General features: G+C 43.6%; 18 protein-coding genes and 1 pseudogene. 10 read left to right on the forward strand and 9 right to left on the reverse strand.

What is annotated here, in order from left to right:
• Positions 1–15 precede the first annotated feature (15 nt).
• Together OSCIL6407_RS0123895 and OSCIL6407_RS0123900 are read right to left on the reverse strand one after the other, a co-directional pair.
• Complete coding sequence (locus OSCIL6407_RS0123895) at positions 16–3,657, reverse strand: CHAT domain-containing protein (protein ID WP_007354109.1); 3,642 nt, start codon at positions 3,655–3,657, stop codon at positions 16–18.
• A gap of 65 nt (positions 3,658–3,722) precedes the next feature.
• Complete coding sequence (locus OSCIL6407_RS0123900; protein WP_007354108.1) at positions 3,723–3,947, reverse strand: hypothetical protein; 225 nt, start codon at positions 3,945–3,947, stop codon at positions 3,723–3,725.
• Positions 3,948–4,524: 577 nt separating this feature from the next.
• On the opposite strand from OSCIL6407_RS0123900, the gene OSCIL6407_RS31160 reads away from it, so the two are divergent.
• The 5 genes and pseudogenes from OSCIL6407_RS31160 to OSCIL6407_RS35580 all read left to right on the forward strand — a co-directional run.
• On the forward strand, positions 4,525–4,911 hold the full coding sequence (locus OSCIL6407_RS31160) for a response regulator transcription factor (RefSeq protein ID WP_007354107.1): 387 nt from the start codon (positions 4,525–4,527) through the stop codon (positions 4,909–4,911).
• 264 nt (positions 4,912–5,175) lie between these two features.
• Positions 5,176–6,588 (forward strand): sensor histidine kinase, encoded by a 1,413-nt coding sequence (locus OSCIL6407_RS0123910; RefSeq protein ID WP_007354106.1) that lies wholly within the window; start codon positions 5,176–5,178, stop codon positions 6,586–6,588.
• Between the two features lie 32 nt (positions 6,589–6,620).
• On the forward strand, positions 6,621–6,815 hold the full coding sequence (locus tag OSCIL6407_RS0123915; RefSeq protein WP_019487762.1) for a hypothetical protein: 195 nt from the start codon (positions 6,621–6,623) through the stop codon (positions 6,813–6,815).
• Positions 6,816–7,046: 231 nt separating this feature from the next.
• The gene (locus tag OSCIL6407_RS0123920; RefSeq protein ID WP_007358253.1) at positions 7,047–8,498 is read left to right on the forward strand and encodes a YcjF family protein; all 1,452 of its coding nucleotides are present in this window, start codon (positions 7,047–7,049) and stop codon (positions 8,496–8,498) included.
• An 85-nt stretch (positions 8,499–8,583) separates the two neighbouring features.
• A pseudogene (locus OSCIL6407_RS35580) lies at positions 8,584–8,805 on the forward strand (DUF459 domain-containing protein); the annotation flags it as partial.
• A 41-nt stretch (positions 8,806–8,846) separates the two neighbouring features.
• Here the strand turns inward: OSCIL6407_RS35580 and OSCIL6407_RS0123930 are convergent.
• Positions 8,847–9,269, reverse strand: a complete 423-nt coding sequence (locus OSCIL6407_RS0123930) for a DUF6896 domain-containing protein (protein ID WP_007358255.1) — start codon at positions 9,267–9,269, stop codon at positions 8,847–8,849.
• 19 nt (positions 9,270–9,288) lie between these two features.
• Complete coding sequence (locus OSCIL6407_RS32930) at positions 9,289–9,438, reverse strand: ParB N-terminal domain-containing protein (protein WP_007358256.1); 150 nt, start codon at positions 9,436–9,438, stop codon at positions 9,289–9,291.
• Between the two features lie 102 nt (positions 9,439–9,540).
• Here OSCIL6407_RS32930 and OSCIL6407_RS0123940 point away from each other — a divergent pair, with 102 nt between their 5' ends.
• Positions 9,541–10,959, forward strand: coding sequence for a GTP-binding protein (locus tag OSCIL6407_RS0123940; protein ID WP_007358257.1), 1,419 nt, complete (start codon positions 9,541–9,543; stop codon positions 10,957–10,959).
• A 66-nt stretch (positions 10,960–11,025) separates the two neighbouring features.
• Here OSCIL6407_RS0123940 and OSCIL6407_RS0123945 read toward each other — a convergent pair whose 3' ends face one another.
• Positions 11,026–11,295 carry a hypothetical protein gene (locus OSCIL6407_RS0123945; protein ID WP_007358258.1) on the reverse strand — a complete coding sequence of 90 codons (270 nt, stop codon included), beginning with the start codon at positions 11,293–11,295 and terminating at the stop codon, positions 11,026–11,028.
• A 257-nt stretch (positions 11,296–11,552) separates the two neighbouring features.
• Between OSCIL6407_RS0123945 and OSCIL6407_RS34790 the strand changes: the two genes are divergently transcribed.
• Positions 11,553–11,738, forward strand: a complete 186-nt coding sequence (locus tag OSCIL6407_RS34790) for a hypothetical protein (RefSeq protein WP_007358259.1) — start codon at positions 11,553–11,555, stop codon at positions 11,736–11,738.
• A gap of 98 nt (positions 11,739–11,836) precedes the next feature.
• Here the strand turns inward: OSCIL6407_RS34790 and OSCIL6407_RS0123955 are convergent, their stop codons facing one another.
• From OSCIL6407_RS0123955 to OSCIL6407_RS0123970, 4 genes are all read right to left on the reverse strand, one after another.
• Positions 11,837–13,936, reverse strand: a complete 2,100-nt coding sequence (locus tag OSCIL6407_RS0123955; RefSeq protein ID WP_007358260.1) for an AAA-like domain-containing protein — start codon at positions 13,934–13,936, stop codon at positions 11,837–11,839.
• A 162-nt stretch (positions 13,937–14,098) separates the two neighbouring features.
• Positions 14,099–15,421 (reverse strand): variant leucine-rich repeat-containing protein, encoded by a 1,323-nt coding sequence (locus tag OSCIL6407_RS0123960; protein ID WP_007358261.1) that lies wholly within the window; start codon positions 15,419–15,421, stop codon positions 14,099–14,101.
• Positions 15,422–15,661: 240 nt separating this feature from the next.
• Positions 15,662–16,294 carry a 7-carboxy-7-deazaguanine synthase QueE gene (locus OSCIL6407_RS0123965; RefSeq protein WP_007358262.1) on the reverse strand — a complete coding sequence of 211 codons (633 nt, stop codon included), beginning with the start codon at positions 16,292–16,294 and terminating at the stop codon, positions 15,662–15,664.
• 236 nt (positions 16,295–16,530) lie between these two features.
• Positions 16,531–17,223 (reverse strand): class I SAM-dependent methyltransferase, encoded by a 693-nt coding sequence (locus tag OSCIL6407_RS0123970; protein ID WP_007358263.1) that lies wholly within the window; start codon positions 17,221–17,223, stop codon positions 16,531–16,533.
• Between the two features lie 221 nt (positions 17,224–17,444).
• On the opposite strand from OSCIL6407_RS0123970, the gene OSCIL6407_RS0123975 reads away from it, so the two are divergent.
• From OSCIL6407_RS0123975 to OSCIL6407_RS0123985, 3 genes are all read left to right on the forward strand, one after another.
• On the forward strand, positions 17,445–17,648 hold the full coding sequence (locus OSCIL6407_RS0123975) for a hypothetical protein (protein WP_007358264.1): 204 nt from the start codon (positions 17,445–17,447) through the stop codon (positions 17,646–17,648).
• Between the two features lie 83 nt (positions 17,649–17,731).
• Entirely contained in the window at positions 17,732–18,499 is a 768-nt protein-coding gene (locus OSCIL6407_RS0123980) for a hypothetical protein (RefSeq protein ID WP_007358265.1), read from the forward strand.
• Between the two features lie 167 nt (positions 18,500–18,666).
• A complete protein-coding gene (locus OSCIL6407_RS0123985; RefSeq protein WP_007358266.1) occupies positions 18,667–20,124 on the forward strand; it encodes a folate/biopterin family MFS transporter in 1,458 nt (485 codons plus the stop codon).
• The last annotated feature ends 61 nt before the right edge of the window (positions 20,125–20,185 follow it).

Here is a 20,185-nt window from a genome sequence, read left to right on the forward strand (position 1 = left end):
AGAATTGGTATAAGATTAAACCCCTGTAGCAGTAAAAGCGGCCCAATGATAGGGATTAGCAAAAGGGCAAGGTTTGCGATTGCGTGTTTGCTGCAAAGATGCTTCAGCAATCAAGCGTTGTCCTTGGGGTAACTGAGCAAAGATTTGTGTAATTTGACTTTGAAAATCGCTCAGTAAAGTTTCAAATTCCTCGCTAGTTAAATCTCGCAACCATTTCTGAGCAGAATTAAGCGCGATCGCAATATCTCCCACCTGTATTCTCTGAAGCTGACTGAGATTGTCGTAAAACTTGCCGATCAAAAACAATGTCGAAACGTCGCTCACTTTCCAAAGACTACTGACAATACTGGGAGTCCCAGCATACATCAAACCCGCTGTCAAGCTAACACAATCAATAATATTTTTTACCTCCCCAGCGCCAGTTTCACAACCGGAGAGAGTCAGTAATCGACATTGGCGCAAGTCGAGATTAAAAATTTCCTCCAATGTTAGAGAGTCCTTACCAAAAAACAAAGCCGATTGCAAAGGATGTTCAAAATTTAACAAACTCTGACAGGCGAAGTGGATACCAATACTTTGTTGCTGTTGCTCTCTTTGAATGAGGTGGCGATCGCCAACCCCAATTAATTGATAAAGTGCTTCTTTTACGCCAATTCTATCCCCTAAAGTTTCCGTAGTTGGGAAATGCTGACGAATCGCGCTCATTTCCAGATTGCTATAGATCGCATCTTTAGTAAAATTCTGAACAGCAAAGAGTTCTCGCACTGGCGAAGTTCCACGAAGATTACGCCGCCCAATTTGGCTCAGGCGCAACATTTGACAACTTGGAGCATAGCGAATACCTCTCGGAAATCTGTCAATTAAATATTGAGGAGATGAGGAAGATGGGGAGCAGGGGAGCGGGGGGGCGGGGGAGATGGGGAGAGGGAACAGGAAAGATGAAGATTTCCCCTCTGCTCCCCCGCTCCCCATCTCCTCTGCTCCCCTGCCCCTCTGCTCCTCTGCCCCTCTGCTCCAGAGCTCCCCCTCTCCCTCACTTCCCAAAGGCAAAGCATGAATCGGTAGCAGGTGCAAAAATCGGTGTCCGATCGCAATCAAGCGATCGCAATGTTCGGGAATGCGCTCTACAATCCGATCGATTTGTAAAAGTTCTGCTAGGCGGGTCAATCGAGCTGCTAGTTGATTTACCCAACGGCCTTTTTGTTCGGAATAAGCACTCAAATATTCGTCGGCCCAATCTTCCAAAGCTTCTGCATTTTCTGGGGGATAAACCCAAACTAGAGGATGTTCGACTTCAGGGAGGATAATAAAACAAACCAACATTTCCTCTAAGTTTGCCCACTCGACGATCGCGCAATTCCGATCTGGTAATAATTCCTGAATTTGTTCAAAGGCGATCGCCTCCACTTTTTGAGTGCTGCTAAAATACGGGTCAAAAGACACTATCTCGCGGGCAATCAACTCGTCCAACTGATGCCACAATTGAGTGAGGCGGGTAAAGTCCACACTCAGAGGCATTGAGGAATTATTCAAATCCGGTCTTTCTGCCCCTGAACTACCGCGAATATTGACTTCCAGCTTCGCTCCCCCATCGACTCGCTGCTGTTCTGTAGCTATTTCCTGTCGTAGCAAAACCAACTCATCTTGGACGTATTGGGGAAGTTCTGCTTTGGGAGTTAAGGAGTCATGGGCGAGGAGTTCCACCAGACTGCGAGCTTTGTAGCGCTGCGTATATTCTAGGGCTTTGGCGTAGTAATGAGGTTGGTTAGCTCCTAGTTCCAGACAGACTTCCACCAGAGATTTGTAAAGCACAGTCCAGGTTTGAGCTAATTTTTGCAGGGTACTGGCTTCGCGATCGCTCCCCCCTCTGCGCTCTCCGCGTAGGAATTCCACTGTTTCCACAGCCGAGGCAAAAGTGTTGTAAGCTAGCAGCAATTCCCCCTGGGCTTGGTAGGCGAGGCCTTGGTAAAATAAGGTTTTGGCGTGGCTGTGGGGATGAGCTTCTCGCGTGTAGACTTCCAGGGCCTTGTCATAACAACTGACTGCTTTTTTAAGATGTTCAGGTCTGTTACCCAGCATCAACTCGCCAAAGGCTCGACCGAGATATGATTGCAGCATTGCCCAGCGATCGGGAGAGCCCGAACGGGTATAAATTGCACAAGCATTTTGATAACAGACGATCGCACTTTTGAGGTTGCGGGCTTTTTCTCCTTTCTTATGTTCGCTCAAAGCCCGACCTAAATAAGTGTGTAACATTGCCCAGCGATCGGGAGCTTTTGATTTTGAATATACTTGCAAGGCTTTTTGATAGCAGGCGATCGCTGCTTCTATATTTTGGGCTCGATCTCCTTTGAGTCGCTGATTATAAGCTTTGCCCAGATAAGTTTGAATTGTCGCCCAGCGATCGGGAAACTTAGTGCGGCTGTGAACTTGTAAAGCATTGCGATAACAAGCGATCGCCGCTTCCAAATTCTCCGATCGATCTCCTTTAATTCGTTCGCTAAAAACTCGACCTAAATTATGCTGAGTAGTCGCCCACTGTGCCGGTAAGTTCTCGCGAGTCCGCACCTGTAAAGCCTTTTGATAGCACTCTATAGCTTGTTCCAAATTATCAGCGCGACTACCTTGGAGTCTTTCACTATAAGCGTTTGCTAAATTATTTTGTGTTGTCGCCCAACGACGGGGAAAGGACTTACGATTGTAAACTTGCAAGGCGCTTTGATAGCAAGCTATTGCCAATTCTAAATTATCAGTTGGCTCTCCTCTTAAGCGGCGGCTGTAAGCGCGACCGAGATTATTTTGAGTTGTTGCCCACTCCTTGGGGAAAGTATCGCGAGCTCGCACCTGTAAAGCGTTTTGATAGCAGGTAACTGCCAGTTCTAGGTTATCGGCACTAAAACCTTTGATGCGATCGCTGTAAGCATTGCCCAGATTATTTTGTAGCGTTGCCCACTGTTCCGGGTATTCTGCGGGAGTCCTTACTTCTAAAGCATTTTCAAAACAAGCGATCGCTCGTTCCAGATTCAGGGCTCGTTCTCCTTTAATGCGATCGCTATAAGCATTGCCCAGATTATTTTGCAGCGTCGCCCACTGTTCCGGGAACTCCTCGCGGGTAAAAACAGTTGCTACTACTTCATAACCTGCAATTTCAATTTCTAAATTGTTCGCCCTGCTACCCAGGGGGAACCGCCCAATAATAATGCTCAAATTACCGATCTGAGCCGCAATCCGTCTCGCCTGTGCGGGTTCAGCTTCCGGTAAGATTGCAGTTGCCCAACTGTGCAACAGTTGGGCAAAATGGTAATCCAACTTATCTAAATTGGCAGACAGTAATGGATAAACTGCTTGCGGTTCAGAATTGTAGGCTACTGCCTGCAATACTTCCCCCAGAAAAGTGAGATACTGTTCTGGAGTTGCAGCGCCGATAGATGCCATCATCGCTTCTTCCAAAGGAGCAAGCAAATTTTGGAAAAATTTAGCAGCATTAACTAGCCCCTCTTGCGTTAGGGACGGCACTGCCAGGTACAGTGTTTGTACTAACCCGTAGTCGATTAAATCTGAGTCAGCACTCAAAATTAATTCTGTTCCTGTATCGCTAGAAAAGTCCAGTAGCACTCGGAGCATATTAAAGTCAGTTTCGCGGCGTTGTTCGTCCATCGTGACTCGAAGGAAGAAGGAAGAAGGAAGAGGGAAGAAGGAAGAGGGAAGATGTAAACCAGTGGCTAATCCTTACAGCCAATTGCATCATCAACCCTGGAAATTTTAATTCCTTTGCCAGAGGCGTGAGTTGAGGGTAAGATTGCAGATGGGAAAGGATGGCATTGCTCTTGCCTGAAGGCAAGAATAGCAGTGTTACGCCGCTGACCGCGAGACTTAAGGACAAAAGTCATAGTATTATAAGCGATCGCCTGAAAGCCCCGTGACTTCAGTCCGAGGATAAAAAGCATAAACAGGTTTAAACCTGCCTTAAATATTTTCCCTACTTTAGCACTAAACTTAAGGAAACTGTATTACTATTAGAAAGTTAGTAAGTAGAAACTGGAATGCTTGTCTTTCCACTCAAAGTTTATGGAAAACAACAGCAGTTCAACGCGATCGAGCGGACAATTTCTACAGTCTAATTGAGCGGAAATAAGTGCTTATGCTTATGATAGAACGGTGAGAAAAATAAGTGCTTATGCTTATGATAGAACGGTGAGAAAAAAGCGCATAAGACTTGAATAAATATTACGGATATTTGCTAAATCATTCCATTAGAATTAATCTAAGTATCGGGAACATAGCACGGTGCATAATTATATTTAGTATAGTTTAGCGAAAAATAAATCGACTTGCCTCTGGCTACAAGGGTGAATGTAAAATTTGACAGTCAATTTTTGTCAGATTATTGTGAGATAGGCATCCTGCCCATCTCTTGATTTGATTTATAGACAAAACAGCTTATTCCTGAGCTTTATGCCTAAAGGAGGATACTGCAAAAGCGAGAATGTGGCAGTCTCGAAATAAGAGTTAGCGGTAAAAACAATGCCCCAAATCTTATTAGTAGATGATGAACCAGCCCTGCGCGACAGCCTGACCTACACGCTGCAAAAAGAAGGCTATGAAGTGATGACGGCGGCCGATGGATTGAGTGCGATCAAACAATTTCACAAACAAGTACCAGATGTAATTTTACTAGATTTAATGCTGCCAGAAGTGAGCGGCATGGAAGTCTGCTGGCGGATTCGGGCATTTTCAAATGTGCCGATTGTGATGCTGACTGCTAAAGATCAAGATATTGATAAGGTTTGGGGTTTAGAGGCGGGAGCAGATGACTATGTAACAAAACCCTTCAATACTCGCGAACTTGTAGCGCGGATCAAAGCCGTGTTACGCCGCCGTTCTGCGGAGCAGTCTTCAGATAGTAAATAAATAAAATTTTACAGCCTTTCTCTGTGTGCTGAAGTACAAGAACTACCCCCAACCCCCTTAGAAAGGGGGCTGTTTCATTCTCGGTAGGGGCGGTGCCCCCGTGCCCGCCCAGAGTAAGGGGGGTAGGCACGGGGGCACTACCCCTACAAAATCGCGGTTTTTCCGAGAATGAAACAGCCCTGGGGGCTAGGGGGGGTTGCTTTTGTACCTCCTAATAATTGAGAAATGCTATAGGTTTTTTATAAATATAAAATCTATTAACAAATGAAATGGTTGCCCCAAATTAAATTAAATTCTATTCACGCCAAGCTGTTAGCTACCTATTTGCTGCTGACAACTCTAGGCACTTCGTTGATGGCGGGGTACATTCTGTGGTCGTTTTATGATTATTTCATACAGGCGCGACAGACAGATTTGGAAAATTGGACTGCGGCTTTAAGCGAGAGTGTGGCCGATGCTTTGGAGGAGGGCAAAATTGAGCGAGTAGAACTGCTGGTGAAACGCTACGGGGCACCAGAAACCATTACGCTACGGATTTTTGACCCTCAAAGCCACTTGCTGGCCACTTCCGATCCTCGGTTAGACAAACAAGTTACGAGCTGGTACGAGGTAGCTGGGATGAGGGAGGCGTTCCAAAATCGCTCGGCGCGAGGAATTGCAAAAGGGGTGTTGTCAGGAGAGGATCGGCTTTACATTGCTCGACCTGTGGTTCGGAATGGTCAAATGCTGGGTGTGCTGCGGATGTCGATTACTTTGAAACAGTTTCAGCGCCAGTTTGCGAAGGTGATTTGGACGGTTGGGGGGAGTTTGATGCTGACGCTGTTGCTGTGTGCGGTAATTAGCGATCGCTTTGCGCGTAGTCTCTCTAAACCTGTGGAAACAATGCGGAATTTTGCGATTCGCCTGGGTAGCGGTCATTTTGGCGATAAGTTGGCTATCCGTCAAAGCAATGAGTTAGATCAGTTGGCGGCGGAACTTAATCGCATGAGTGAAAGGCTGGCTTCGCTGGATTACGAACGTAGAACTTTTCTGGCAAATGTTTCTCACGAACTCCGCACTCCTATTAGTAATGTGTTGGTGACGGTGGAGGCACTCAGAAGTGGTGCTGTTGATGAGCCGGAGTTGCGCGATCGCTTTTTTCAAAATGTAGAGGATGAAACTAAACGCCTCTCTCGCCTAGTTCGCGATTTGCTGGATTTGGGCCGCTTGGAGGCGGGTGTCACTCAATTAGAACAGCAAAGTTTGGTACTGAGCAGTTTGATTAACCGCGCTGTTGGTGCTGTGAAACCCCGGATGGAAGCGCGAGGTGTGTCTGTGACGGTGGATGTGGCTGATATTATCTTGTTTGGCGATCCAGAGCGGCTGTTGCAGGCAATTTTGAACGTGCTCGATAATGCGATTAAGCATTCCCTACCCGATTCTGAGGTGATGATTTCGGGACGCAAGGAGGGAAAACAAGCTGTTATTAAAGTTGAGGATCAGGGGCCTGGGATTAGTTCTAGCGATTTACCGCGCATTTTTGAGCAGTTCTACACTACAGATCCCTCGCGTTCGGGTAGCGGTACGGGTTTGGGGTTAGCGATCGCTAAGCGGATTGTAGAAGCACACAGCGGTAGCATTACGGCTGAAAGTAGAATTGGTAAGGGGGCAATTTTCACTATTTGCTTACCGCTTTAACCGCTGAAAGCGGTTAGGGGCTAGGGGCTACGATGCTCAGGGCTAGGGGAAGATGGGGAGATAGGGGGAGATGGGGGGAGAGGGGGAAGATGGGGGAGAGGGGGAGATGGGAAGATGTAAGGGCCTTGGCGCGATCGCACCCTTCGACTGCGATCGATTTAGAATGTTCTCATGGTCTTGGCGGTTGCTATAGTTTGGGAAAAATTTTAGTTTGGGAAGGGATATAGCAGTCCCCAAGGCGCTTAGGACATTCTGAATTCCTAAAACTCTGATTCTCAACCCTTCTTTCCTCTTCCCTAGCCCCTAGCCCCTAGCCCCTAGTCCCTCTTAACCGCCTTGGCGGTTGCTATAAGTTTTTTGCGATCGTTTGCCGTCCCAGAGATTAGCATAGAGAGAGGGATGGATGCCAAGCTTTGGGTTGTTGAAGCTAGGCCTTAAGTACCCAAAGGAAGGGAGAAATGACACTTAACTTGCGGCGACCTATTTTAGTGGGCGGGATTGGGTTATCTTTGGCGCTTTGGCTGTTAGATAGCCTTCAGCACTCTGTTGCAGAATTCGGTGAAGTGGCGCTGTTGGGCGTGGCGGTAGGTGGTGTGGGGTGGTGGTGGTGGCAAGGGCGATCGCCCTCTGTCGATTTTACACCTGCACCTGTACCTGTGGATCGGGAAATGGCGCTGAAGGCGATCGCGACAACTGAAACTGCGATTAATTTACTAGCAGCAGAAGCACTAAATTGTGATGCTAATTCCAGCTTAAAACAACAGCTCAGCCAGTTAACAGCAGAACTAGATCGGCAAGATTTACACCTCTGCGTTGCTGGTGGCAAAGCTGTCGGCAAAACTGTTTTAATTCAACAGTTAAAATCTAACTGGACAGAGCAACACTCGCAACAGTTAACTTTTCGGGAAGCAGCACCATTATTTATCGGTAAAGATGAGGTAAAAATCTCTTCCGATTTAGTCTTGTTTGTCACGGCTGGCGATATCACCGATCCAGAATTTCAAATATTATCGCAGCTCGTTGCCGCAGGTCAGCGCTTAGTGCTAGTTTGGAATAAGCTTGACCAATATTTGCCAGAACAACAAGCACAGGTGTTGCAGCAATTGCGCCAGAGAATGGCGGGAATATTAGCAGCCGAAGATATCGTTGCGATCGCATCTTCCCCTAATCCGATTAAAGTCCGCCAACACCAACCAGACGGCACAATTAAAGAGTGGACTGAGCCACAAACCGCACAAATTCAACCTTTGACTGAAAGATTAAGTCAAATCTTAACTCAAGAAAGTCAAAAGTTAGTCTGGGCGAGTACCATTCGATTAGCATCGCAGCTAAAATCCGAGGTAAAAACGGCATTAAATGGAGTGAGACGCGATCGCGCTTTACCCATAATTGAACAATATCAGTACATCGCCGCCGCCGCTGCTTTTGCCAATCCAGTAGCAGCCTTAGACTTGCTAGCAACAGCCGCCATCAGCACCCAAATGGTAATCGATATCGGTGCTATTTATCAGCAAAAATTCTCCGTAGATCGGGCTAAGATCGTAGCAGGCACGCTGGCCAATCAGATGCTAAAACTAGGATTAGTCGAACTATCTACCCAGACTATCACCGCCATTTTGAAAAGTAACACAATTACCTTTGTTGCGGGAGGAATCGTACAGGGAGTGAGTGCTGCTTATTTTACCAGAATCGCAGGTTTAAGCTTAATTGAGTATTTCCAAACTCAAGACGCAAGTACAGATATAACAGATGTTAATAGTCTGAAAGTGAATCTGGCAAAAACCCTGCAAACCGTATTCCAACAAAATCAGCAAGTCACCGTCTTGCAAACTTTCATCAAGCAAGTTATGCAGCGTCTCTTACCAGAATCAGCTAAGCATGAGAATGCAATTGCTGCTGAAGTTTCTTAAATTCCTTGACTTTTTGAACCAATTATTGTTTGATTATGGGGTAAGCTGAAAAGCCTACCCCAATTTTTTTGCAAATAGTCAGGTAAGTAAGTCTTATCCAAAAATTAAATTTATTTCAACTTGGCAAACATTTGCGGTAGGTGGTAAATATACTAAAGTTGTGGCTGACAAATCTGGCACAAAAAGATATGTGAAAATCAATGACGGCGTACATTTTACCACTCATGGAGCGAGGATAATTGGCGGTATAATTATTGACAAAATGGTTCAGGATAAAATCTTAAAGCCACAACCTAAAAAATCTTAAATAATTGTGATGCGTAGCAAAAACAATGAAGATTCGCTAAACTAACAATAGTCTACCTTCTTAGTATCATCTTGCCTCAGACATTTAAGTAAAGCTTCAGAACCATCTTGCTCGCTAACTTCAAATATCTGCGAAAGATAATGAATTTTTTCAATGCCTATTGACTCAAAGTATTGACATAAACGCCACGAGTCAATCGCTCTTGGAGCATCTAATAATCCCGTGTGAACATCAACAACTTTGCCGGATTCCTGTCCTGTAAAGCATATCCCTAATCCATGCTGCTGAAATCTCCACTCTTCTTCTCTCGCGTGAAAGTATCCAGAGCGGGGACAATCAAGCAGATACGTCCAGTCAGTTAAATTGCTATACTTCTGTCGAAATACCGAAATAAGTTCGTCTTGAAGATTGGCAAATTCTTGAATAATTGCCACTGCATCTACATTTTTAGTTAGATAATTCATAGTACATTTCAGCGTATAACTAATAGGGGTACTCTATTGCTGCCTCTGCTACTTGCTGCAAAAGCTGCTGTTCTTGAACTGGCGAAACTTTTTGCCGTTTAATCGGGATACTCTCTAATTTTAGTCGCTTAGCAGCAACAACTCGGTGATGCCCATCCAAAATAATCAAACGACCATTAACAGTTGCATTGCTAATTTTTAATTAGCAACTAACTACACCAAAATCACGAAGATTCGCTAAACTAATAATAGTTTCTCCCCTGATTAAACCTTGACTAATTCTCCACCTTCTCAACCTCATCAGGTACTTGCGCCTGAAACACCCTCAGCGCGGCCAAATCAACAAGGCGAACTGCACTTATCCCTTGCTCGTGCTAGTTTACGGCAAGCATTAGCGCGGTATTCTCCTCTTGGTCGCCGAGAACCGACTGCAAATACAGAATTACAAGCAGAATTACAAACCCAATTAGATGTATTAAATTCCACATTAGAAAAGCTTGACCAGAATGTAATTCGCATTGCTGCTTTTGGCCTTGTCAGTCGCGGCAAATCAGCGGTTTTGAATGCTCTTTTAGGTCAGAAAATTTTGCAAACAGGCCCTCTTAATGGTGTCACTCAGTGGCCGAGATCGGTGAGGTGGACGATTCCTCAATCTCTGACTAAGGGAGATATACAACTTGAATTAATTGATACTCCCGGACTCGATGAAGTTGGCGGTGAAGTCCGAGGTGAAATGGCGAAGCAAGTGACTCGCCAAGCTGATTTTATTTTGTTCGTGGTTGCCGGTGATATTACTAGAACTGAATATGATGCTATCCGAGAACTGCAAAAATTTCAGAAACCTTTGATTTTAATTTTTAACAAGATTGACCTCTATCCAGAGATAGATAGGCAAGCTATTTACCACAATCTACAAGTATTAGGGAAGGGAGAAGAAGTCGGTAGAGACGGAGAAATTCTCAATCCCCAATCTCTAGAAATTGTGATGGCGGCCGCAGAACCTGCACCAGTTCAGGTAAGAGTTGAATGGCCTGATGGTAGCGTTACTTATGAATGGGAGTCGCCGCCACCACAAATAGATCAACTCCAGCAAAAATTGATTACAATTATCAACCGAGAAGGGCGATCTATCCTCGCTCTCAATGCGCTAGTTCAAGCAAGAGAAGCTGAGGTAACTATTGCCCATAAAACTCTTAAATTGCGCCAATCGGAAGCAGAAGATTTGATTTGGCAATTCGCGAAATATAAGGGTTTAGCGGTGGGCTTAAATCCTATTGCTTTCTTAGATATACTGGCCGCACCTGTTGCAGATTTAGCTCTAATTCGGTCTTTAGCTAGGCTTTATGGTTTGCCGATGACTGGTTATGAAGCTGGTAAACTTTGGAAGACTATTCTGTTTAGTACGGGTGGGGTACTTTTTGGTGAATTGGGTAGTGGTTTAATTTTGGGTTTGGGAAAAAGTACGGCTGGAATTGTCGCAGATTTTTCTACTTTTGCCGGAGTTGCTGTTACTCAAGCTAGTTTAGCTGCTTACGGAACTTATGCTGTAGGTCGCGCTTCTCAGGTTTATCTCGAAAAGGGTTGTACTTGGGGGCCTTTGGGACAGGATAGAGTTATTCAAGATATTCTTAACCAAGTCGAAAAAACTTCTATTATCTCTCGCTTGCAACGGGAATTTAAATTCGATTAGGGGGATTTTAGTGCCTTGGAGATGCTGCCTGAAGTTGAAAGAATGACGGCTTTTGTTCAAAATTTATCAATCAGTATCGATCCAAGTTAAGTTTTCACCTTTAACTGTGGGAATAAAAAGTGAATTGCTTGGCTTTTCACAGGCGCTTAGAAGGAGAACTAAGACAATTACAATAACAGCAATGAATAACCAAGCACCTGCATTAGATTTCGGTTCTTTAGATTCCTGTTCTATAAATTGTCTCTTGCAAATTGTACAGAATATTTCTTCGGGTCGATCGGGGTTTTCCAGAATGCAGCAAATAGGTTTTCCGAAGATATCGTGGTGGCAAGACATGATGACTCCGAAGGAATAGAATAAATTGTGGGAAAAAAGTGGATAGGGGCGGGTTTATGTAAAAGGTTGAAGAAGCTCGTTGGCCAACTACTTCTATATATTTATCTGGGTAAACTCAAAAAATTATGCAAAGTTGCCAAAAATTTTATCGATAGTAGGGTAGGACTTACGCAGGGAGTCCCAGAAACCGGGTTTTTGAGAGCATCTGTGGGTTCCGGCGAAGTATTTTCGTCAAAAAACCCGGTTTATTTGGTTGGGTGCCAAAGTCCTGGGTACGTATCTCAGAGACAGCAAAAGCCCTAGATATCTTTACGCCAGAACCCTTATGCTGCATACTATTGAGGGACGAAACCCAAGATTTATCGGGGTTTAGTGTGATTTTAGTGTTTAGCGATCGCGATCGCTCTTGGCTAAGTCATATAGCAATCCTAAATGAATCGTAAATTTTTTACCCCACCCCAACCCTCCCCTTGCTAAGGGGAGGGAGTAAGAAATTCACAAATGATTTAGGATTGCTATATACCAATACCAATGACGCTTTTTAATTTTTCAAGCGATCGCGAAAATAAATCCGATACAAATTGCAACGCGGCATTACATGATTACCATGCAAATTCACCAAACCCATACTATGCAATTTAAACCCCTGTATCGAATCCAATTGCACAGAATCAACACCATCAACGACCTTTTTTGCCGCGCCTGATAATTCTGGGTGCTGCTGCAAATTCCATAAATGCTGCCGCAAATGATCGCCATAAATTCCGGCATCAGTAGCCGCATTTTCTAACAATTGTTCCAACTCAACATCGCCTCGCGCAATGTGATATAAAGCCAGCCGCACCAAATAGGGATGTCCCCCCACTATTGCCATTAATTTCTCAACTTGTATAGCTGACCAATTTAGTTCATAGCGCTGTGCTAAATTTTGTACTTGCTGCCGACTAAACTCCGTTAATTCAATCGGCAAACCCACATTAAAAGGCGATTGATTAATATCCATCGGCACGTAAGCTTCAGTTGAATGTACTACTACTAAACGTAATTTTTTCCAAATATTTCTATTCTTTGACTCTTCATGCCAAGCTCGTAATAACCCAAAGAAATCCGCCGCCACTTCGGGATATTCAAAAATCCGATCCACCTCATCTAAACCCAATGCCAGAGGAGTAACTGTATTTTTTAAGAGATACCTTTCAAAATAAGATTTGCAGGCAACTTTACTACCAAAAATCGCATTCCAGTAATCTTCTAATCGAATTGGCAAATCCAATTCCAGGGCCATATTTGCACAAAACCACTGCAAGAATCTATCTAGATCGCTAAATATTTTACTATCAGCTAATTGAAAACTCAAAGCCACCGTCCGATAACCTAAATTTCCGGCTTGATGGAGCACTCTAGCCATCAGAGATGTTTTCCCCATTTGCCGAGGTGCTTTAATCCTAATTAAGGCTCCAGGCCTGACAACTTCTTCATAACAACGCTCTTCAATTGGCGGTCTTTCTACATAAAAAGCGGAAGCTAAACCGACTTGACCTTCTGGTAATTCTGGCCCTGCAACTGGCAAAGGAGGACTGTCAAGATTCTCCCAAGCTGCTAATATCGTAGGTGCATTTTTAGGAGCTTCTTTTAAATCGCGACCTTCTTTGACAAGATCGAGCACTTCTGCGATTAAATTGGGTGTATCGTTATCTGAATGCCACTCTCGCTGCTGAATTTGATCGAGATAGCCATAGAGGTTATAATTAACAGGTGAAGTTACAGGTAAATTTATCCGAATTGGCAAAATCATCGGTTTGCGATCCGGTCGAGAATCCCGTAACTCTTTTGCTCGTCGCACCTCTTCTGTTACCATTTCACTGATAGCAGATTGCTCAGATAATAGTAGCAATAAATAATCAGACTGCTTTAATTCTGCTTCAATCCGAGTCGGCCAATTCTCTCCCAATCGAATGCTTTCACCAGCCATAAAAGCTGCGTGTCCAGCCTTTATTAAAGCTTCATAAAATTCTAGAGCGAGGCTTTTATCTGGTTCTTGAGCGCGATAGGAAATAAAAACTTTATGGCGGTTTTCTAGTGAGTTGCGAAAACCCGTAATTTGGTAAACAGACACGGGTTCATCAATGCCTTTTAATTTCCGCAGTCCACCGTAGCTTGCTGATAAAGAAATGTGATTTTTGACGACATCATAAACAGTTTGAGAGAGACAAATTCCCCCAGGTGCGGCGATTGTTTGCAGCCGTGCGGCAATATTAACCCCATTGCCCATAACATCATTACCGCTAAAAATGACATCTCCTAAATGGATTCCAATACGATGAATTAGTACCTCACGTTCGGGTAAATTAGCAGCAGTAATAGCAAAAGTTTTTTGAATTTCAATTGCGGAGGAAACAGCTTTTTCCGCACTCACGAAGTACATTAATAAACCGTCGCCCAAGGATTTGAGGATTTGACCGCCAAAGCGATCGCACACTTGGCGCATGATGTCAAAATCCCGTTGGATCAAACCCAGGGTGTGCTTTTCGTCTGCCGCCATTTTAGGAGTGAAAGACTCAACATCTGTGAAGGCGATCGCGGCTAGGGCGCTTTCTCCTCGAAGGTTTGGCGGTAGTGCTACATTTTCTATAGGATTCATGGCGGCAGACTCGCGAGTAGCGGTAGAATGTGCAATGCACTATTCAAAGTTTAACTTGTTGAGGAAAAATTAGTTCACTAAAATAAGTTCTCCTCCACAGACAGCAACCGCCAAGGTAGTTAGAGGGTTAATAATGACTGAAAGTATTATTTTTATTAGCTTCTACCTTCTACCTTTTGCCTTCTGGTATAAATTGTCTTTAGCAGCAGCGCGAACAATGCGATTGCTGTCATTAACTAAAAATTTGAGCCGATCGAGTGAAGTATTGGAATTTTGCGCGATCGCATAACGTTCTAGCCATACTAACGAGTCACATTTTTGTACTAATTTACTCGGAAATTCAGGGTGCATTAGCACAATTAACCGACTAAAGCAAGGAGTAGAATATTCTATCGGATAATACTTGAGGACAGTAAATAATCCATCGGCATTGTGAGCCAAATATCTCGCTATTGCAAATCTGCGAACGCTCTCAGAAGAATCGCTTAGTAGCAGCTTTAAGATATTCTCAGGTGTATTAGGATTTTTAGCAACATTTTGGCGCACGCCTCTATAATTATCTTTTGCTAACTGTTGCAATACACCCGCAGGCGTGTTGGGATTATTGGCAAGACTTTGGCAAAGCCAAACATGATTATTTTTTGCCAAATCTTGCAGTACAGAAGTAGGTGTATTGGGATTATTAGCTAAAAATAGTTGCGTCCAAAGGTTATTATCTTTAGCTAAGTATTCGAGTTCGCTAGTAGGCGTAGCGCAATTACCAGTATTTTTTTTTAAAGCGCTGTAATTTTTGGGCAAACTCTCGATCGCAAATTCAGGAATTGAATTTATCTTCTCTAATTGTTCTAAGAAATCCCCAAATTCTTGCCCCCCAATCGTACTGCTCAAAAGCGCCTCAATTGCTGCTCGATCCCAGCCAGAATCCATCTCACCCGCCAAGTTCACATGAAGCTTTGCTGCTTCTGCTACGTGGCTATATTGGCTGTTAACTAGCTGGAATAATACTTCCTTAGTAGTTTTAGGATTCTCGGCTAATAGTAAGAGTGTATCTTCATCTAACCGATTAATAGCTTGCTCAATAAAAGATAGTGGTAATGTATCGTAGTTGAGGATACTCCGTAGAGTATTTAAAGGAATTATATCGACTAGATTGGAATTTTCTAGTAACAATAGAGAGAAAGTAGGATTGTTTACCAATTGCTCTGGAAACTCACATCCTAAATTCAACAATACTTTAGTAGAAGTATTAGGATTTCTTGCTACATTTTTCCTAGTATTGCTATCTTTACTGTAACTTAATTCTCGTAATAGTTCCCTTGGCGTACTTGGGTTAAGAGCAACTAGCCGTGCTAATTCGGGGCTATTACTGGCAAGTTCAATCAGGCGATCGCTAGGAGTATTGACATCTATCGCCTGCTGTTGTAGTTGAGGTGAGTTAGACAATTTACCTTCTATAGTCATTGTCAAAAAAGTTAGGAGTAGCATATTTTTTAGCTCTAAAAAGTGTAGGCATTCAATTTAGTTTAATCTCTATCGCTTATATATATGTCTCACCCAATAGGACTTATGCAGGGAGTATCCTGATGCGTGTAGATATATCCGTAGGGGCGAAGCATTCGCGCTTAAAATCTCTTGTATAGCAACATGGTTAGAAATTATTAATTACAGAAATTCTTACTGTGATTGCATTTTCATATCGATCTTCTTCCTTCTTCCTTCTTCTAACTACTGTACGCCAATGAGTTTATGAGTTTGTAAAGATAATCTGTAGCCCGGATTTTGCTGAAGCAATTGCAATATTATTGGAATTGCACGAAAGCGATCGCTCCATTCCGGCTGTAAAAAAACAGGGATATTCGGGTTAGAAACCAAGCCGTCTCTATAAAAATTAACTTCCTCACCCGTGCTAATAACTAACTTGATTTCATTCGCTCTACTCCAGAACTTTTCTTGCACAGGGTATTTAGGATTAACGTGCTCTTTTGGAGACAGAGTAATCCAAGTTTCTCCCGCAACTTCCTGCCAGTGAGAGCCTGATGTTTCAATACTTACCTGTTTACCAACTTCTAATAAGCTTTCAACTAGGAGAGGTAAATTTTTATGAATGAAGGGTTCTCCGCCACTAATTACAACTCTCGGAGACTTCAATTCTGTCAACAATTCTACAATTGAACGCTGTACATTAGGTAAGTCTTTGCCTCCCTCGCTATAACCAGTGTCACACCAAGGGCAATGAACAGGACAGCCTGCTAATCGGATAAAATCAACTAAAGTGCCACTCCAGTAACCCTCACCTTGGACGGTACTCTGAAAAGTTTCATGAATCGGTAATTTTATGTGTAAATTTGACTCTAGCATTTATTTCTTATAATTGTTAGTAGTTAGTGGTTAGTAGTTAGTTGTAGGACTTACAAAGGGTGGCCCAGAAACCGGGTTTTTTACGAAAATACTTAGTTCCAACGCACAGATTCCATAAAAATCGGTTTCTCTGCTCATAGCGCATAAGTCCTGAATTACCCAGTTACTAATTACCAATTACCAATTACCAACTACCAATTACCAATTACCAATTACCAATTACCAACTTTCATTCCTTATGATTCCGCTTCCATGAGTGGAGCCCAGCGACGTTTCAGTGCGAGAGTAAGTCCGTCTGCGATCGGTACAAGACTAAGAGTAACTCTGGGATCGTGGCGCAGCTTTTCATTGAAAGCACGAATGGCGAGAGTATCTTTATCTTGCACCTCGGAGTTAACAACCTGTCCTCCCCAGAGAACATTATCAATTGCTATTAAGCCGCCAGTGCGAATCAGTTGGAGCGATCGCTCGTAGTATGCGTCATAATTTTCTTTATCAGCGTCGATGAAGGCAAAATCAAAAGTTCCTCCCTGTCCAGCGGATAACAGCTTATCCAGGGTTTTGACGGCGGGCCCTAGTTGCAAAGAGATTTTGTTAGCTACTCCAGCGGCTTGCCAATAGCGACGCGCGATCGCAGTGTATTCCTCACTTATATCACAAGCAACTATCTGGCCGTTACCAGGAAGTGATAGAGCTACACTAAGTGAGCTATAGCCGGTGAAAACCCCGATTTCCAGAGTTTTCGTCGCCCCCATGAGTTGGACGAGCAGCCCCATAAACTGACCTTGTTCTGGCGATATCTGCATCATTGCTCTGGAATGCTTGGCCGTTTCTTCTCGGAGTGAGGCGAGAATATCCGGCTCCCGCAGAGAAACGGACAATAGATAATCATAAAGCGGGTTGTCGAGGCCGAGAGTCTGCTTTGACATCAGTCTGTCCTTGGTGCTGACTTGTGATTTCAGATTTTAGGTTAGCAACTAATTCAGAATTAGGATATTAAGGTTAATTTTGAGGAATAATGTTGAGTACGTTTATCTTGCAGGAGAGCGCGATCGCTTTTCAAGTCAATCGATCGTAGCGCAAGTCAATTGGCAGCTATGGCAGTAACATGATTAGGATATGATAATCACCATTATTTATAGCTATAACTATGGCAGTTCTGACTATAGAAATTCTCTATGATGACTCGTGGAATATTTTGCAAAACGAAGGTAACAAAGAGGAATTTATTGCTTTTATGTTCGATCGAAACTTGCCTATAGATGAAATTGAAGCAGCAAATATCCTCAACAGTTTAAACCTAAAAGCCTTAAAGCTTGCTCTTCCTAACCCCTCACTCTCTCCGCAACTATGAAACTTCTCTAAGTGTCACACTATATCTACTTACCTTAAAAAAAACAATCCACAATCAGAGCAACATACCCAGAGATACCCAAAATGTATAATTTTGCAGGTTTCAGCGTTGGATTTGGCATTCTAATATTGCTTATCTTCGCCATTCTTCAATGGCTACACATACCCGCAGGTAGCTTTCTAGATTGGGCAATTGCTGCGGCAACTTTTGAATGGTTACTGTTAATAGTTACAGTTCCCTGGAATATTCACTTTGAATCTAAAGAAGTTTTAGCAGAAGCTGCTCAATCAACGGAAAAAGGCATTCCAGTTGATGAAAAACAAATCAAATATGTGGGAATGCTAGCTCGTCGCTCCTTGTTTGCTGCGATCGCACTCCACCTCCTCTCTGCCATCGCACTTTATACTCTAGCTATTACAGGCATCAGTGTAGTTGGTTACATCAGTTCTGGCGCAGCTTTGCTATTAACTATTTTACGCCCAGCCATACGCGCCTATCAATATTTGGCAATGCGTTTAAGAATGATTCGCGGTCAATTTTTACATCCCCGCGAAGATATTGTCGAACTCCGCCATCGTTTTAACGAGATTGAACATACAGTTAAACGCCTCGAACAACAATTAAATCCCGATAATCCTACCTCTTGGGTAGCATCTCAACAGCTACAGTGGGAAGCAACGCGCACTGAATTAACTCGCTTAGCTGCTGGATTAGAAAACCAACGAGCGACAAATCAAGCAGAACATACTCAGCTAGCTAGGGAAGCGCAAAGTGCGATCGCTCAACTTAGCACTGATGGACAAGTTCTAGATCATGTCCGCGAAATTATTCGCTTCTTCAAAGAAGCTTAAATGCTGATAGGAATTATGCACAATTTACGTAACGCGGCTATTTGGGTGGTGAAAGAACCGCCAAGATAGCCGCGTTACAGGTTTTAATTTTTAATTTTTAATTTTTAATTTTTAATTTCTAGAAATATGCTATAACTTATTAATAAATCTTAATAATCCTTTACTAAATGTTGAGTTCCTCTTCTGGCAGAATCAAACTCAAAGATTTTTTGAAAGAAAAAATATTCTTTGGGAATGAGCCAACACCTGAACTTATTGCCCTATTACTCATCTACTTCGTCCAAGGCATCTTAGGACTAGCACGCCTAGCGGTTAGTTTCTTTCTCAAAGATCAACTCGGCATGAGTCCCGTTGAAGTATCGGCAATGCTGGGTGTAACCGCCTTACCTTGGGTGATCAAGCCCTTATTCGGCTTCATGTCCGACGGGCTGCCGATTTTCGGCTACCGCCGCCGCCCTTATATCATTTTATCAGGGCTGTTAGGCACATCGGCTTGGATCGCCTTAGCAACAATTGTTCACAGTCCTTGGGCAGCTACAGCAACGATCGCTTTTAGTTCTTTATCTGTAGCAGTCAGCGACGTAATCGCAGACTCCCTAGTTGTAGAAAGAGCAAGGAAAGAATCGGCTAAAGAGGCGGGTTCCTTACAATCCCTAAGTTCGGCAGCCACAGCCATTGGTGGGCTAATTACAGCCTACCTTAGTGGTTTCCTCCTCGAACGGTTTAGCAGCCAAACAATATTTTTAATCACTGCTTCCTTTCCCCTAATCGTCTCAGCCGCAGCATGGTTAATTATCGAAGAACGAGTAAGCGATCGCTTCAACTTCAACATAGTTAAACAGCAATTCACCCAACTGCGCCAAACTATCACCCAAAAATCTATCTGGTTGCCTACCGCCTTCATCTTCCTCTGGCAAGCCACCCCAAGTGCAGATTCAGCCCTCTTCTTCTTCACCACCAATGAATTAGGCTTTCAACCCGAATTTCTAGGTCGCCTGCACCTAGTTACAAGCTTTGCCTCCCTCGCAGGTGTCTGGCTGTTTCAACGCTTCTTCAGATCTATCCCATTTCGCGTCATGTTTGGCTGGTCGATCGTCCTCTCAACTACCCTGGGCATGACAACTTTGCTGCTAATTACTCACACTAACCGCAGTTTAGGCATAGACGATCGCTGGTTCAGCTTGGGAGACGGACTAATTTTAACAGTCATCGGAAAAATTGCATTCATGCCGATCCTAGTGCTCTGCGCTCGACTGTGCCCAAAGGGAGTAGAAGCTAGCTTATTTGCTCTACTAATATCAATAAGTAACGTCGGATTTCTCCTTTCCTACGAGTCTGGTGCATTGCTAATGCACTGGCTCGGAATTACCGAAACTAACTTTGATAAACTCTGGCTCTTAGCCACGATCGCCAACCTCTCAACCCTTCTGCCTTTACCATTTTTAGGCTGGCTACCCTCCACCAATCTCGATACAGAACCCGAAGAAGGATACCATTCTTCTATTCCTCTTTTACAACCAGAAATGGCTAGTTCTAAAATTGTAGGACAGCATTTTATGCCGGAATTTCTGCCAGATTTAGTACCAACAATTCAAGACAAATTTACGGCTGAAGATCCTAAATAATTAGTCAATCGCTCTGTGTTTATCTGTGGTAAAATCTAGCTACAATCTGCCGTAAAAAAAT

Origin of the sequence: Kamptonema formosum PCC 6407, from assembly GCF_000332155.1 — a bacterium.
GTDB classification, from domain to species: domain Bacteria; phylum Cyanobacteriota; class Cyanobacteriia; order Cyanobacteriales; family Microcoleaceae; genus Kamptonema; species Kamptonema formosum.

Excerpts from the sequence above, each read along its gene's own strand:
- OSCIL6407_RS0123895 (WP_007354109.1), bottom strand. The coding sequence starts at position 3,657 with ATGGACGAACAACGCCGCGAAACTGACTTTAATATGCTCCGAGTGCTA.
- OSCIL6407_RS0123900 (WP_007354108.1), bottom strand. The coding sequence starts at position 3,947 with ATGCTTTTTATCCTCGGACTGAAGTCACGGGGCTTTCAGGCGATCGCT.
- OSCIL6407_RS31160 (WP_007354107.1), top strand. The coding sequence starts at position 4,525 with ATGCCCCAAATCTTATTAGTAGATGATGAACCAGCCCTGCGCGACAGC.
- OSCIL6407_RS0123910 (WP_007354106.1), top strand. The coding sequence starts at position 5,176 with ATGAAATGGTTGCCCCAAATTAAATTAAATTCTATTCACGCCAAGCTG.
- OSCIL6407_RS0123915 (WP_019487762.1), top strand. The coding sequence starts at position 6,621 with ATGCTCAGGGCTAGGGGAAGATGGGGAGATAGGGGGAGATGGGGGGAG.
- OSCIL6407_RS0123920 (WP_007358253.1), top strand. The coding sequence starts at position 7,047 with ATGACACTTAACTTGCGGCGACCTATTTTAGTGGGCGGGATTGGGTTA.
- OSCIL6407_RS0123930 (WP_007358255.1), bottom strand. The coding sequence starts at position 9,269 with ATGAATTATCTAACTAAAAATGTAGATGCAGTGGCAATTATTCAAGAA.
- OSCIL6407_RS0123945 (WP_007358258.1), bottom strand. The coding sequence starts at position 11,295 with ATGTCTTGCCACCACGATATCTTCGGAAAACCTATTTGCTGCATTCTG.
- OSCIL6407_RS0123955 (WP_007358260.1), bottom strand. The coding sequence starts at position 13,936 with ATGAATCCTATAGAAAATGTAGCACTACCGCCAAACCTTCGAGGAGAA.
- OSCIL6407_RS0123960 (WP_007358261.1), bottom strand. The coding sequence starts at position 15,421 with ATGCTACTCCTAACTTTTTTGACAATGACTATAGAAGGTAAATTGTCT.
- OSCIL6407_RS0123965 (WP_007358262.1), bottom strand. The coding sequence starts at position 16,294 with ATGCTAGAGTCAAATTTACACATAAAATTACCGATTCATGAAACTTTT.
- OSCIL6407_RS0123970 (WP_007358263.1), bottom strand. The coding sequence starts at position 17,223 with ATGTCAAAGCAGACTCTCGGCCTCGACAACCCGCTTTATGATTATCTA.
- OSCIL6407_RS0123975 (WP_007358264.1), top strand. The coding sequence starts at position 17,445 with ATGGCAGTTCTGACTATAGAAATTCTCTATGATGACTCGTGGAATATT.
- OSCIL6407_RS0123980 (WP_007358265.1), top strand. The coding sequence starts at position 17,732 with ATGTATAATTTTGCAGGTTTCAGCGTTGGATTTGGCATTCTAATATTG.
- OSCIL6407_RS0123985 (WP_007358266.1), top strand. The coding sequence starts at position 18,667 with ATGTTGAGTTCCTCTTCTGGCAGAATCAAACTCAAAGATTTTTTGAAA.